Origin of the sequence: Streptomyces sp. SA15 (assembly GCF_002291145.1) — a bacterium.
Classification (GTDB): Bacteria; Actinomycetota; Actinomycetes; order Streptomycetales; family Streptomycetaceae; genus Streptomyces.
On the sequence record NZ_NTGE01000042.1, the window covers coordinates 88,721 to 101,176 of the forward strand.

A 12,456-nucleotide genomic window follows, 5' to 3' on the forward strand; every position below is an offset into this window, starting at 1 on the left:
ATCCGAGCTTCATCAAAGGAGGAACCATGCAGAGAAGAAAGCTGGGGAAGGCGCTGGGAACCTTCGTCGCGACGTCCGCGATGCTGGCCATACCCGCGTCCGGTGCGCAGGCGTACAACCCGACGGGCGGAATCCTCTACCAGCTCGGAAGCGAACCTTGCCTCAAGGGTCGGGGCAACTGCGCGATCTACCCGAAGTCGGCGCAGCTGCCGAGCGGACGTCTGGTCGCGTCGTTCGAGAAGTCCACGGTCGTGCCGGAGACGGGCAGCGCCGACAAGCAGACGCTCCCGGTCCACAAGAGCGACGACCACGGGACGACATGGCAGCCGCTGTCGGAGGTCAAGGCTCCGGCGTACCTCTCCAGTGACGCCAAGTACGCGAAGTACACGAGCAACTGGACGAACCCGTACCTCTACACGCTTCCGCAGGACGTCGGGAATCTGAAGCAGGGCACGCTGCTCCTCGCGAGTGTCGTGTCGGGCGACGACTACTACTACAAGGAGCACAAGGCGGCCGCCCCGAACTGGACGCCGTCCAACGACGGAGACCGCAAGGACCTGGCGATCGCCCTGTACTCCAGCACCGACGAAGGTGCGACGTGGAAGGTCGTCAACGTCATCGCGACCGGCGGCTGGCAGGGCGGCAGCGCGGGCGCGGTCGGGCAGAACATCGCGGGCGCGAACACGAACAAGCAGGTGGATCCCCTCTGGGAGCCGTACCTGATGGTCCACAAGGGCAAGCTGGTCTGCTACTACTCGGACGAGAACGACTACCTCGGCTTCGACCCGGCCACCGGCGTCCCCATGCTGGACCCCGCGAACGACACCGCCCCGGATTCCCATGGCCAGATCCTCGTCCACAAGACCTGGGACGGCCGCAGCGCGAACTGGAGCAATCCCGTCGTCGACGTCGCCGGCCTGACCCAGGACATGGGCGGCGGCAAGACGGAGATCGGCGGAGGGCGGCCCGGCATGACGAATGTCGTCCGGACGACGGACGGCAAATGGATGCTCCCCTTCGAGTTCTGGGGCGGCGGGGCCAACACCAGGTACGTGATCGCGGACAGCCCGTTGGAGTTCTACCGAGGGTCCCGCACAGGCACGGACATCGCTTCTTTGCCGGTCGACTCCGGTTCCCGCCCTCTCACGAGCGGCGGCAGTCCGGTCGTCATCAGGCTTCCCGGAGGGCGCCTGGTCTACAACGCCGCAGGCAGCGGCAGCGTCTGGGTCAACGAGAGCGGACGCAGCGACGGCGTCTGGAAGGAGTACCAGACGACCTCGCGGGCCGGCTACAGCCGCAACCTGCAGTATGTCGAGGGCACCGGCCGCATCGCGATACTCAACAACCAGGGCACGTCTACGCTCGCCTACGCCGAGGTCGATCTCGGCCACTCGGACGGCGCCTACTACCAGCTGGTCAACCGCAAGACCGACCAGGTGATCGGCACCGGGAACAACACCAACGACGCGAACCTCGGAAACGGAGACGTTCCCGACGTCGTCCTGGAGGACCCCGGTTCGGCGTCGAACCCGGACACCCAGTTCTGGCACGTGGTGGCCGAGCCGAACGGCGGCAAGACTCTGCTGAACAAGTCGGGCGGCCGCGCGGCAGCCATCTGGACCGGCAACGCGACGGTCGGCCAGCGGATCGGCCAGTGGGTCGACAACAGCGCCACGGGCAGCTGGAACCTCATCAAGACCGAGGACGGCTTCTACAGATTGCAGTCGGTCAAGAACACGAACCTGTACCTGACCGGTGCCTCCGATGATGCGCCGCTCACCTTGCAGAACGCGGTCGGGGACGGCTCGCAGGACTGGGAGCTCGTCGAATAGGCCCCGGCCTCTGAGCTTGTCGGGGGACGAGCCGGCCCCCGACAAGCTCAGTTCCCCAGCGGCGTAACGCGTTCATGTGCGGGACGTGGCAGACGGGCCGGTCAGCTGCTCGGTCGGTTGCCGCGTACCGCGGTGGAGGTGGGTGAGGCGAGCCGTCCGAGGCGTCAGGACCGGTCTCGGTGGTTCCGTCGGGGTGGACGACCGCGACCTGGTTGATGCCGTTCTGTGCTGCTGACGCCACGTTCTGGTCAATGGACTGGTGGCCGATGGGCGGGGCGGTAGTAGGACGCGACGGCTGGCTGGCCCGTGTGGTTGGGGCCGGCGTGCGGGTCGGCGCCCAGGTAGGTGAAGGGCAGGCTGATGCGGCGCCCGCCCCGCAGGCTGAGGCGGTGGTCGCGGGCCGAGTAGTGGAAGCCGGCAGCGCGCAGTGCTGCCAGGACTGGGCGGGAGGCGTCGCTGCCGTCGGGTCGCCGCAGCGTCGAGGGGTCGAGATGGGCGACCAGTAGGCCGGTGCCGGTGAGCCAGGAGGCGGCCCGCTCCAGCAGGGCGAGCCGGTCACTGATGCAGTGCAACCCGTGGACGCAGGTGATCAGGTCGTAGCGGCGCCCTGGGGACCAGAGGCCGAGGTCCGCGGTGATGAGTTCGAGGCCGTCGGGCAGCGCTGTCGGCAACAGCGGGCCGACCAGGTCCACGCCGGTGATCGCGGCGTGTGGGAGCAGTTGCGCCGCTGCGCGCAGGGCGAGCGCCTCTCCGCTGCACATGTCCAGCCAAGACGGAGCGGGTCCGCGGCTGTTCAAGAATTCGGCGGGGTCGAAGCCGAGTTCGCGACTGTAGCTGTTGACTCCTGTCAGGACCCGTTCGCGGTTCATGATGCTGTTGGCCACCAATGAGCGGGGAGCCCGCCGGTCGCCCCGGCGAGCTCCCCTGGATGCCGTCAGCTGGTGTCAGTGGTGAGGAACGTAGCTGCGGCAGTAGTTGCGGTAGTCGACACCGTTCTTGCCGAAGGCGTCCCCGATGACCTTGTCGCCGGTGTTCTTGCCGACGATGCCGTCCGCCTTGAGGTTCCGAATGCCCTGGTACCAGGCGACCCAGTCATGCGTGCTCTGACCGAAGACGCCGTCCTCGGTCAGGACGTTCTTGGACGAGTTGTACCAGCTGCGGTAGACGCTGTTGACCGCGACCTGGACGCACCAGACCCCGTGGCCCTTGTCGCCCTTCTGGAGCACCGCGGGCACGGCGGCCGAGACATCGCCCTTCGTCTCCTCGCCCGTCGTACGCAGCTGGGCACGGTCGTCGTGGGCCACGATGCGGGAGCCGGTGGCGGAGGTGTCGTCGGCGGCTGCCAGGGCCGGTCCGCCGCCGAGTGCGGTGGCGGCGAGGGCGATGGTGGCTGCGCCGAGGGTGAGGCGTCGGGAGGTATTCATGCGCGTTCCCCGTTCTGTGAGTCGAGTGCTGGGTGTCGCCGCCGTACGACGTGGTGTGGTGTGCACCGCACCGGGCGGCTCGAACGTTCTCGACGATGCGGGGTGCACCGCCTCCGGGTCCACCGGCCCCGCTCACATGAGGGCATCGTGGGACACCATGCCCCTGACCTGCGCGTCCCACCCTTTCGGTGACGTAGCGGTGAGAAGGTGGGACACCGCGGTCTCTGATCCCTGAGCTCGGTGACCACGGTGAGCTCGACTGGTCTCGGTGCGCGATCGACTCGGTGAGCATGCGGGCGCTGAAGGGGGCGAGCTGACGGGCCCGAATCTGTACGACAGCCGGGCGCTGCGGCCGCTGGTGTGCGGCGTCTCGCCGCAAGGGCGAACACGGCCTCGCATGCGTCGGCATCGCCTCAGCCCTCAGATGTCTTCCGGCAGGTTCCCTCGTCAGGTGAGTGGCGTGGCCTCGGCCTGCCGCGCGGTCAGGGCTGAGGTCCGGGCCTGACTCACCACGTCACTTCTCCTGCATCCAGGCGAGCGTGATGTGCATGTCGCTGAATCGCCAGCCCGCCGGGGTCCGCACGGCAGTGCACGCCGTTCGCAGACCGCTTGTCCGATGGGGCGCTTCGCCGTTCCGGTAGAAGTACACGAGCTGGTTCGCTGTGGCCTTCGCGCGGTCACCATCCACATGCACCAGCACGTCACCGTGCACGTGTTGCGTGTGTTCTCCCTCGACCTGGCTTCGCTTCAGGTGGGCGGTCACCTCATCGAGGCCGTGCAGCTCGACCCGCGGCGAGCGCACCACGATGTCGTCGTGATAAACGGTGGCAGCGTCCTCGTGGCGGCATTCGTCCAGCAGGTTGGCCAGGCGGGCGAACAGGTCGGCGATCTCGGCTCGGTCGGTGGTCCGGGCGGCAGCGGGCACGACGACTCCTTTGATGGTTGCTCCAACATTGGCAAGACCAACACTATGCACAGAGTGTTGGTCTTGCCAACACTCATAGCGCTAGAGTGGTCGCCATGGAGGAAACCCCCGAGCGTTTGGCAGCGAAGCCGAGTTGGCTGATCACCCAGCTGGCCGTGCATGCCCGCCGACTGGTGTTCGACGGCTTCACCGCTGCCGGGGCGCGCGGGTATCACTACCGCATCCTGGCGGCACTGCACGAGTTCGGGCCCGCGAGCCAGGCGGAGCTCGGCCGCCGGTGCCGCATCGACCGCAGCGACGTAGTGGCGGCCGTCAGCGAACTGGTCGAGCAGGGCTTCGTCGATCGGTCGCCGGACCCGGACCATGGACGGCGCAACAGAGTGACGCTCACCAAGGGCGGTGTCCGGCAGCTGCAGCGCATGGACGGGGTCCTCGATCAGGTGCAGGACGACCTGCTCAAACCGCTGTCGGCCGAGGACCGGCAGACTCTGACCCGCCTGCTCAGCCGAGTTCTTGCCCAGCACGAACCGGAATGACTGCCGTTCTCGCTCGACCCCGGATGGGCTCCGAGACAGCTTGCTGACGGTGCATCCGGATCCAGATGGCCTCGGCCCGCAGCGTAGCCGCGATGACGCCAAGTGAGACCAGCTCTGAAGCGACTCACACGCGGGAAGCCGGCATCACAGGGGACCGCGATGTCGCGCCCGGTGCGTAGGGAGAAGGCGCTCGCGGTGCTTGAGGCGGTGGATGCGGGGGAGCGGAAGTACGGTGGGCGGGGCCCGACTCGGCCTGCGCGGTCACGACCTGCTGGTCTACGCCCGCGTCCGGCCCAGGCCCGCCCCCGGCTCGCCGGGTGCGGGCCGGCTGCTTCGGCTGGCGCCGTCGCAGATGACGGCCCTGCGCCAGTTCGTCAGCCTCGTCGACCAGTTGAAGGTGCCGCCCGCGGACGGGCTGGCGGACCAGGTGCCGGCGGCGCGGCTTGATCGTGGGGTCAAGCGGTGGTTGTAGCTGTATTTGACGGAAGAGTAGGTGGAGTCGGTTACGTACGGGTTCTGGCTGCACCGGATGACCGGGTCCGCCAGGGAAGCCAACCGCTTCGCCGGCGACTACGGCACACCGGCACAGATGTCATCAGCGCTGTACGTCCTTCCCCAAGATTAAATCCACAGCTAATAATTTGGCTAAAAGCAGGGATAATTTCTGCTAGAATGTGGGTTGGAGGTGGCGTATGCCGGACCGGCCGAATCAGGATGAGCTGTTCGCAGCGGTGGACGAACTGCTGGCGGGTGAGCCGGAGTTGCCGGCGCCGGGGGAGAGGGCCCGGCTGCGTGAGGCGGCGGGCGTTACGCAGGCCCGGCTGGCTCAGGTGCTGCGGACGACGACGCAGACGGTGAAGAACTGGGAGAACGGCAGGTCCGAGCCACGCACGCCACGCCGTGAGGCGTATCTGCGGCTGCTGGAAGGCTGGGCGGCGAAGCACCCGGCCGAACCGGCCACCGAGCCCGTACCAAAGACCTTCACCGGGCCCACGCCCGCACCGGAGCAGCCTGCGTCCGGCGGCAGGAGTGCTGACGATGCGGCGTCTGGGCCCGGGAGCTCCGCGCGCCTCCACCGGCCTGCTTCTGCTGCGCCCCGTCCGGCGGGGGCGGTGAGGCCGGCGTCGACGTCACGGCGTCCGTCGCGGGCGAAGGCGGCCGCGCCCGCGGTCGATGCCCGATTCCCGCACGGGCCTCTCGCCGTGCTGGACGGGGACGGCACCGCGTACTGCCTGGGCGGAGTGCTGCTGGAGTGCCCGGCTACGACGATGGCGCAGTTGGTGGAGTGGGTGCTGAAGGAGTCGGGGATCGGTGCGGCGCGGCTGCACCGGCATGGCAAGGACTCCGACCCACTGATCGTGCTGACCGCCTCGGCCGCCGCCCGGTTCGGTCTGCCGGAGCAGCTGGAGGACCGCCGGGGCCTGCGCCTGGCGGAGGACCACCCGGTCGTCAGGCAACTGGCCAAGGCGAAGTGGAAGCTGACTCAGCGTGGGTTCGGCCCGTGGCCGCGGATCTACCGGCCCGCGCGGAGCGGCCAACGGCAGTGCGTGCAACTGGCGATCCTGCCGTGGGACGCCCTGGACACCCGCGCCTGGGGCGACGCCGCCCAGCTGCACCCCGCCGACCTCGCCCGCGTCCTCGGCGTGTTCGCGACCCGGGTGCTCACCCCGCGCGGCTCCACCGCGGTGACCGGCCTGGAGCTGATGACCACACTGCGACCGCCGACCCGGCCGGTCAAGGACGAGGCGACCGGCGAGTGGGTCTCTGGCCCCCACCCCGGGGCGCTGACGAAGCCGGTGGACCCGGCGCCTCCGGAGGCCCCGCCCGAGCATCCGGTCGCGCAGGGCTGGGAGCGCGGGTTCCTCGATGAGGAGGCCTACCAGTGGGTGCGCGACCCGCAGCTGCTCATCGATGAGGAGTGCCTGCTGCCCTACGCGGTGGGCATCGACATCAACACCGCCTTCCTCGCGGCTGCCGCCCGCCTCACCGTCGGCCTGTCGGAACCGGTGCACCACACCGCGCCCGTGTTCGACAAGAAGGCCCCCGGCACGTGGCTCGTGGACCTCTCCCACATCGAGCCGGACCCGCGCCTGCCCAACCCCTTCACTCCCAGCGGACAGCGTCCCGAGGGGCCCGGCTGGTACACCACCCCCACCCTCGCCTACGCGGAGGAACTCGGCTGCGAAGTGCGCCCGATCGAGGCGTACCTGCGTGAGGAGACGGGTGCGTATCTGGATCCGTGGCACGACCGGCTCAAGGACGCCTACCTCACCACCACCGCCGACATGGGCATCCCCGCCGACAAGGACACCAACCCGGTGGCGTTCCTGGACGCGATGGCGCTGCACAAGACATGTGCGGCCGCCGACGAGACCCACCTCGACGGCCTGCGCGCGGCACTCGCCGAACTGCCCGCAGGCCGCGCCGACATGAGCGACGAGGACCTGGCCGCCTTGGTGCGCCGGCACCGGCAGGGCGCGATGGTGCTGGCGGCGGTCAAGTCGACGGTCAAGGGCGGCATCGGCAAGCTCCGTGAACGGCCCCAGGGCCGTCACTACCGTGACGGGGAGCGCTGGCCCGCCCTGGAGCGCCCCACCTGGCGGCCCGACATCCGCGCCGCGGTCATCGCCAAGGCCCGGGTGAACATGCACCGCAAGATGGCCAAGCTCGCCGCCCTGACCGGCCAGTACCCCCTCGCGGTCCTCTCGGACTGCGTCGTCTACGCCAGCCGTGGCCCCTCCCCACTGGACTTCCTGCCGTCCAACGGCGACGGCACCCCCGTCTACGGCACCTTCCGCCTCGGCGCGAACCCCGGCTTCTGCAAGATCGAGGGTGTCCAGGAGATGGCCTGGGCCGTCGACCTGATGGAGCAGGGCTACAACCCCGCCCGCCACATCAAGGGCGGCGACGCCGTCCTGGACGAAGGGGAGTAGGCCATGGTGCGCCGTATCCGCCCGGAAGGCGCCGACGTCGACGACGCCCTCATCAACGAGGCCGTCGACCGCGCCGGCGAGGAAGTCTTCACCCGCCAGCCGCCCAAGACCCTCAAGGGCCGCATCAACTTCCTGCTGGGGAAGCTGAAGACGACCAAGGCGGTCGCCCAGGAACTGGGTATCACCCAGCGCTCCGTGGAGCGCTACCGCACCGGCGAGCGCAAGCACCCGCCCAAGGCGATCGCCGATCGGATCGAGGCAGCCGTGCGCGCCCGCTGGCAGCCGAAGGTCCGTGACCGGCGCCGTCGGCAGGCCGCCGCTGCGACCGGGATCACCGTGGAAGCCCGCGCCCGCTTCGGCTATACCGCGCCCATCGGCACCACCGACGACGGCCGCATGCGCCGTATCACCGTCCACCTGCCCGCCGAGTACGCCCGGCGTCTCTTCGACGCCCAGCGGGGCGTCGGCGCGCAGAGCCCCAATGAGGTCATCGCCGAAGGCCTCCAGGAGGTGTACTTCAAGGACCACGGACGCCGCGCCGACCAGCTTGAGGTCGAATTCACCAACATCGACTACATCGACGTCGCCTTCTGAGCTGAGCCGACGTCGGCCTGCGGTCGCCACCTCCATGAGCCGAAGCGCGATAGTTGTCACATAGGCAGGCTTGTTGTCACCGGCCGGACTGCAAGCCCATATGACGGCCTAGCTCCAGCAGCGGTTCGCTATTGGGATGTGAGGGCATCTTCGGGGTGCCGGCCAGCATCGCCTCGTAGGCTTTGCGCAGTCGCTGTAGCCGGTGCTGGCCGAACCCTGGAAGTACAGGGCCCCGATGGGCTCGTACAGCGCGAGCACGCCGTCGGTGCCCCCGGCCTCGGCGCGCTCGAGCCACAGCCGGCCCAGATTCTCGGGCTTGTGCGCCTTTCGCGACCGTGGTCGGTGACCGCCGGCTTCTAGGCCTGCGACGGGTTCTGGGAGAACATGTACTTGTGGATGCGCCACCCGTCCGGGGTGCGACGCAGCACGAACAGCTCGCGGAAGTAGGCCTGGGTGCGAGTGCCGTCGGCCACGGCAATCACCGTGACGGGCTGCTCGGATCGGACGATCGCGATCTCGTCGTAGACCTCGGTCGAGACCACCTCCACGTTGACCTCCATCCCGATGGCGGCGAAGGTGCTGGCGTAGAAGGAGTCAACGGCGTCGCGGCCGCGCAGGCTGGGCAAGTTCTCGGGGATGATCTCGGCCTCGTCGGCGTAGAGCCGCAAGATCGTGTCAGTGTCCTTGATCTGCAGCGCTTGCATGTACGCCTCGACTACGCCGACCGCGTCGGCGGTGCTGTTGTTGTTCGTCATGTGGTGCTCCTCTGATATTGGTTGGCAACCAACACAACACGTGCCGGTGACGTGCCAACTTTTCCGTTTGTGTGAGCCGGTCAGTACGCGACGTGGACGAGGCGGCGGGTGAGCTCGCCCCGCTGCAACTCGTCGACGAGAGCGACGGCGTAGTCCTCGGTGCTGATGTGGCTGTTGCCCTCGCCGTCGCTGAGCAGTTGGTGATCGCCTGTCCGGTACGCGCCCGTGCGCTCGCCGGGCTCGACCATCGCGGGCGGGGAGAGGTAGGTCCATTCCAGGTCGTCGGCGTTGTCCCGGACAAGCTCGAACAGCGCCACCTGGGCGCGAACCGGCGGCAGGGCGTCCTCGGGGAACCCGGGGGTGTCGACGACCCGTACACCGGGGGAGACCTCCAGGATGCCCGCGCCGCCCACCACCACCAGGCGACGCACCCCGGCCTTGCGTACGCCGTCCAGTACGCCGCGGCCCACCTCCAGCAGCGACTCGGTGGCCTCGATGCCGCCGCGTGGCGGTGACACCGCCAGGACCACCGCGTCGTGGCCGGCCGCCAGGCGCGCGACGGTGTCGGCGTCGCTCGCGTCCGCCGCGAGGGTGCCGTCCTTCCCTCTGCGCGTGACACCCGTCACCTCATGGCCCCGCTCGCCCGCCTCGGCAGCGATCCGGCTGCCGATCATCCCGGTGGCTCCGAACAGCAAGATGCGCATCCCACGACCTCCTTGTAGTCATCGCGTGTGCCGCGCACACGCCGTCACCGAGAAGGTATCAATGGGATACTAGTTACTTCAAAGATACTGAAGTACCCTTCGGATATGATGAAAGAAGCTGCCGACGACTCCGAGATCTGCTGCCCGTCCCGGCTGGTCCTCGACCGCATCGGTGACAAGTGGTCGGTGCTGATCGTGCTGAACCTGGGCGACGGCCCCAAGCGGTTCAGCGAACTACGCGGGACGCTTCATCACGTGACACCCAAGGTCCTCACCTACACACTGCGGGGGATGGAACGCGACGGCCTGCTCACCCGCACGGTCTTCGCCGAGGTCCCGCCCCGCGTGGAGTACGAGCTGACCCCGCTGGGCCACTCCTTGCGGCCCGTCATGGAGCCGATCACCACCTGGGCCGAGGAGCACGTCGACGAGGTCCTGTCCTTGCGCAAGGCCCACGACGCCCGCTCCGCGGACGAGTTCACGGGTTGATCACCGAGTAGCCCGACTGCGAGATACGGCCCGCCATGCACGAGACCATGGTGCCGTGGTCGATGACCGTGCATGGCGGGCGGTGCCGCTGGTCCCGGCGCCAGGTGAAGTGGCGCATCGGATCGCCCGACAGCGCCGGCTCGTGTACGAATTCCTGTACCGAGCAGGACGCTGCGTCTCCATCAGCCCGCCACGAGACCCTCCACCGCCTCGTCCAGCCCTCGCGCAGATCAAGTCCGAGCCGGCCCGCGCTGATGGATACCGACACGAACAGGTCCTCCCGGCTGCACAGATGCGACCAGACGGCCACCGGGTCAGCACCTTCTACTACCCTCTCCGGCCCAGCGCGTCTCCCTGCCATGGCCTTATGGAACCGTTCCAGACAGTCACGGGCTTTCGGTCTTCGCTACTTAACGTCCTTCCGGATCGGGCGCGGTGCAGTCGATTGCTCCGGCGAGTTGTTGGGCGTGTGCGTCGAGCAGCGGCTTGAGGGCTCGGTAGTAGGGGTGGTCGTCGGCAGTTTTGAGCCAGTGGCAGATGTTGTGCCGTTGTCGGCTCCAGGTGGAGCGGAGTTCGGGATCGTGGGCGATGTGTGGGCAGGGCGCGAACTCGAGTTCGCCTTCGGTGACGCGGGTCCAGATGTAGACGCTGACGGCGAGGCGTTTGCGGTCATCGCTGATGGATGTCCGATGTCCCGGAAGGATCGGCAGATGGGTGGCCATGCGCTGCCAGATGTCTGGTTCGAGGGTCCAGGAGCTCAGGGCTTCGCGGCGTTGCTGGTAGTCGATCAGGGGTCCTTCGTGGAGTTCGTCCGTGATGGCGTCGAGCGCCAGCTCGAAGTCGTGGAGTTTGCCGTGTGCGCGGAGGTACTGGTTCAGCTTGTTGCCGTAGCCGATGGCCTTGCCGGGGGTGCTGATGCCGAGGAACTGGGCGGCCTCGTTGATGTTGCCGCCTCGCGCGCGTCGGACGAGGAAGACGGACGCGCTGCGTCGGAGCATCTTGGGAGCGACGTCGGGGAAGGCCTGCAGGTGGCGGTCGGCCAGGGGCTGGGGCAGGGCGGCGGGGATGTGCTCGGGGCGGTAGCGGATGCCGGTGGCGGGGAGGCGGTAGCCGCCCCCACGGCGGTCGCGGCGGAAGGAGTGCACGACGGTGTCGGCGGCGAGTTGGAACCGCTCGGAGCACGCGCTGCGGTGCTTTCTGAAGGCCTGGTCCCAGACCACATGTCGCGAGGGCGTGACGCCGGTGAGAGTGCGGTTCTCCTCCGGCGCGAGAGGGACGAGCGCTTCGCGTAGGTCCTCGGCAGCCAGGATGCGGTCGGTGACCTGGAGCATCCCGGCGCAGGCCCGCGCGTCGACGGGCGCCTTGCTGGAGTGGTAGAGACGGCCGTCGGTTTCCTCGAGGATCGCCAGGTGCCGGTCGATGGCCGCGGCGAGTGACCTGGTGGTTCCGGCGGGCCGGATGCGAGGCCACGAGATCATGACCAGGCCGGCTAGCAGGATGAGTTCGGTGAAGTACTGGTGCGCCTCCTGCTCGGGGCAGTTCGTGCCGAACATGTTGACGATCTTGTGTTGAAGGGTGAGCAGGGCGGGCCCGGGGCGGTGGCCGCCAGGGGCGTCGTGTCCGAGGGGGGCTCCGCAGGGAGCCCCGGGCCGGATCTTTCCCCTGTCCTGTTCCTGGGTGGACCGGCAATGGGCGGGGTGTATCCCGGTGACGGCGGGTCGCGCGATCAGCTGGGACCGGTTGCTGGCGTTGATCGGTTCCTTGCAGCTGGGGCAGAGATGTTCCAGGAAGACGTCGTGGCGGGTGCAGGCGAAGACGACGGGCAGGCGCCAGAGGTTCTGCCACGGGCCGCCGTGCTCGTTCTGGATGGGGGAGCCGTCGCCGGTGAGGCAGACGGGGCAGTAGCGACAAGTGGTGGCGAACAGCCAGTCGGAGGTGTGGATCGTGAGGGTGCGGCCTGCCCGGATGCCGTCCAGGCTGCGGCCCAGGGGCGGGTAGCGGGAGGCGAGGGGTTCCAGCGTCATCGCGACGGCTTCGTCGGGAGTGAGCCTGGTCGCGGTGGCGAAGCCGCTGGCCTGCGACGGGGTCAGGAACGTGGACAACGCGGCCCGGGCGACGTGGGGTCGGTCGGTCATGCCGGTGAGCCGGGCCAGCTCGATGGGAGACACGCGCAGGCGGTGGGAGAGCCGCAGGACGAAACCGGCCAGCGACTCTCCGTCCAGGGGGTCGAGGCTGCGGCCGAAGGACCGCAGCCTGGTGCTCAT

General features: G+C 68.6%; 13 protein-coding genes and 1 pseudogene. 7 read left to right on the forward strand and 7 right to left on the reverse strand.

The window, feature by feature from the left end; translation table 11 throughout:
• The first annotated feature begins 26 nt into the window (after positions 1-26).
• Positions 27-1,832, forward strand: coding sequence for an RICIN domain-containing protein (locus CLM62_RS07910; protein WP_095749136.1), 1,806 nt, complete (start codon positions 27-29; stop codon positions 1,830-1,832).
• Positions 1,833-2,080: 248 nt separating this feature from the next.
• Here the strand turns inward: CLM62_RS07910 and CLM62_RS07915 are convergent, their stop codons facing one another.
• Entirely contained in the window at positions 2,081-2,716 is a 636-nt protein-coding gene (locus CLM62_RS07915; RefSeq protein ID WP_257003718.1) for a class I SAM-dependent methyltransferase, read from the reverse strand.
• 60 nt (positions 2,717-2,776) lie between these two features.
• On the reverse strand, positions 2,777-3,256 hold the full coding sequence (locus CLM62_RS07920; RefSeq protein ID WP_095749138.1) for a peptidoglycan-binding protein: 480 nt from the start codon (positions 3,254-3,256) through the stop codon (positions 2,777-2,779).
• A gap of 218 nt (positions 3,257-3,474) precedes the next feature.
• Here CLM62_RS07920 and CLM62_RS52945 point away from each other — a divergent pair.
• Positions 3,475-3,662 (forward strand): annotated as a pseudogene (locus tag CLM62_RS52945) (IS5/IS1182 family transposase); the annotation flags it as partial.
• A gap of 108 nt (positions 3,663-3,770) precedes the next feature.
• Here the strand turns inward: CLM62_RS52945 and CLM62_RS07925 are convergent.
• Positions 3,771-4,181, reverse strand: a complete 411-nt coding sequence (locus CLM62_RS07925; protein WP_095749139.1) for a nuclear transport factor 2 family protein — start codon at positions 4,179-4,181, stop codon at positions 3,771-3,773.
• 95 nt (positions 4,182-4,276) lie between these two features.
• On the opposite strand from CLM62_RS07925, the gene CLM62_RS07930 reads away from it, so the two are divergent.
• The 4 genes from CLM62_RS07930 to CLM62_RS07945 all read left to right on the forward strand — a co-directional run bounded on the left by CLM62_RS07930 (position 4,277) and on the right by CLM62_RS07945 (position 8,244).
• On the forward strand, positions 4,277-4,717 hold the full coding sequence (locus tag CLM62_RS07930; protein WP_095749140.1) for a MarR family winged helix-turn-helix transcriptional regulator: 441 nt from the start codon (positions 4,277-4,279) through the stop codon (positions 4,715-4,717).
• Positions 4,718-4,949: 232 nt separating this feature from the next.
• Positions 4,950-5,189, forward strand: a complete 240-nt coding sequence (locus CLM62_RS51195) for a DUF6417 family protein (protein ID WP_257003719.1) — start codon at positions 4,950-4,952, stop codon at positions 5,187-5,189.
• A 220-nt stretch (positions 5,190-5,409) separates the two neighbouring features.
• On the forward strand, positions 5,410-7,650 hold the full coding sequence (locus CLM62_RS07940) for a DNA-binding transcriptional regulator (protein WP_095749141.1): 2,241 nt from the start codon (positions 5,410-5,412) through the stop codon (positions 7,648-7,650).
• A gap of 3 nt (positions 7,651-7,653) precedes the next feature.
• Positions 7,654-8,244 (forward strand): DNA-binding protein, encoded by a 591-nt coding sequence (locus CLM62_RS07945; RefSeq protein WP_095749142.1) that lies wholly within the window; start codon positions 7,654-7,656, stop codon positions 8,242-8,244.
• A gap of 356 nt (positions 8,245-8,600) precedes the next feature.
• Here CLM62_RS07945 and CLM62_RS07950 read toward each other — a convergent pair whose 3' ends face one another.
• The gene (locus tag CLM62_RS07950; RefSeq protein ID WP_095749143.1) at positions 8,601-8,999 is read right to left on the reverse strand and encodes a nuclear transport factor 2 family protein; all 399 of its coding nucleotides are present in this window, start codon (positions 8,997-8,999) and stop codon (positions 8,601-8,603) included.
• A gap of 80 nt (positions 9,000-9,079) precedes the next feature.
• On the reverse strand, positions 9,080-9,703 hold the full coding sequence (locus CLM62_RS07955) for an NAD(P)-dependent oxidoreductase (protein WP_095749144.1): 624 nt from the start codon (positions 9,701-9,703) through the stop codon (positions 9,080-9,082).
• 105 nt (positions 9,704-9,808) lie between these two features.
• Between CLM62_RS07955 and CLM62_RS07960 the strand changes: the two genes are divergently transcribed.
• A complete protein-coding gene (locus tag CLM62_RS07960; protein ID WP_218835567.1) occupies positions 9,809-10,192 on the forward strand; it encodes a helix-turn-helix domain-containing protein in 384 nt (127 codons plus the stop codon).
• Here the strand turns inward: CLM62_RS07960 and CLM62_RS51200 are convergent.
• On the reverse strand, positions 10,182-10,502 hold the full coding sequence (locus tag CLM62_RS51200; RefSeq protein ID WP_257003720.1) for a hypothetical protein: 321 nt from the start codon (positions 10,500-10,502) through the stop codon (positions 10,182-10,184). The two genes, CLM62_RS07960 and CLM62_RS51200, sit on opposite strands and share 11 nt — an antisense overlap.
• 100 nt (positions 10,503-10,602) lie before the next feature.
• Entirely contained in the window at positions 10,603-12,456 is a 1,854-nt protein-coding gene (locus CLM62_RS07970) for a TniQ family protein (protein WP_095749145.1), read from the reverse strand.

Excerpts from the sequence above, each read along its gene's own strand:
- CLM62_RS07910 (WP_095749136.1), top strand. The coding sequence starts at position 27 with ATGCAGAGAAGAAAGCTGGGGAAGGCGCTGGGAACCTTCGTCGCGACG.
- CLM62_RS07920 (WP_095749138.1), bottom strand. The coding sequence starts at position 3,256 with ATGAATACCTCCCGACGCCTCACCCTCGGCGCAGCCACCATCGCCCTC.
- CLM62_RS07930 (WP_095749140.1), top strand. The coding sequence starts at position 4,277 with ATGGAGGAAACCCCCGAGCGTTTGGCAGCGAAGCCGAGTTGGCTGATC.
- CLM62_RS07940 (WP_095749141.1), top strand. The coding sequence starts at position 5,410 with ATGCCGGACCGGCCGAATCAGGATGAGCTGTTCGCAGCGGTGGACGAA.
- CLM62_RS07945 (WP_095749142.1), top strand. The coding sequence starts at position 7,654 with ATGGTGCGCCGTATCCGCCCGGAAGGCGCCGACGTCGACGACGCCCTC.
- CLM62_RS07950 (WP_095749143.1), bottom strand. The coding sequence starts at position 8,999 with ATGACGAACAACAACAGCACCGCCGACGCGGTCGGCGTAGTCGAGGCG.
- CLM62_RS07955 (WP_095749144.1), bottom strand. The coding sequence starts at position 9,703 with ATGCGCATCTTGCTGTTCGGAGCCACCGGGATGATCGGCAGCCGGATC.
- CLM62_RS07960 (WP_218835567.1), top strand. The coding sequence starts at position 9,809 with ATGATGAAAGAAGCTGCCGACGACTCCGAGATCTGCTGCCCGTCCCGG.
- CLM62_RS07970 (WP_095749145.1), bottom strand. The coding sequence starts at position 12,456 with ATGAGCACCAGGCTGCGGTCCTTCGGCCGCAGCCTCGACCCCCTGGAC.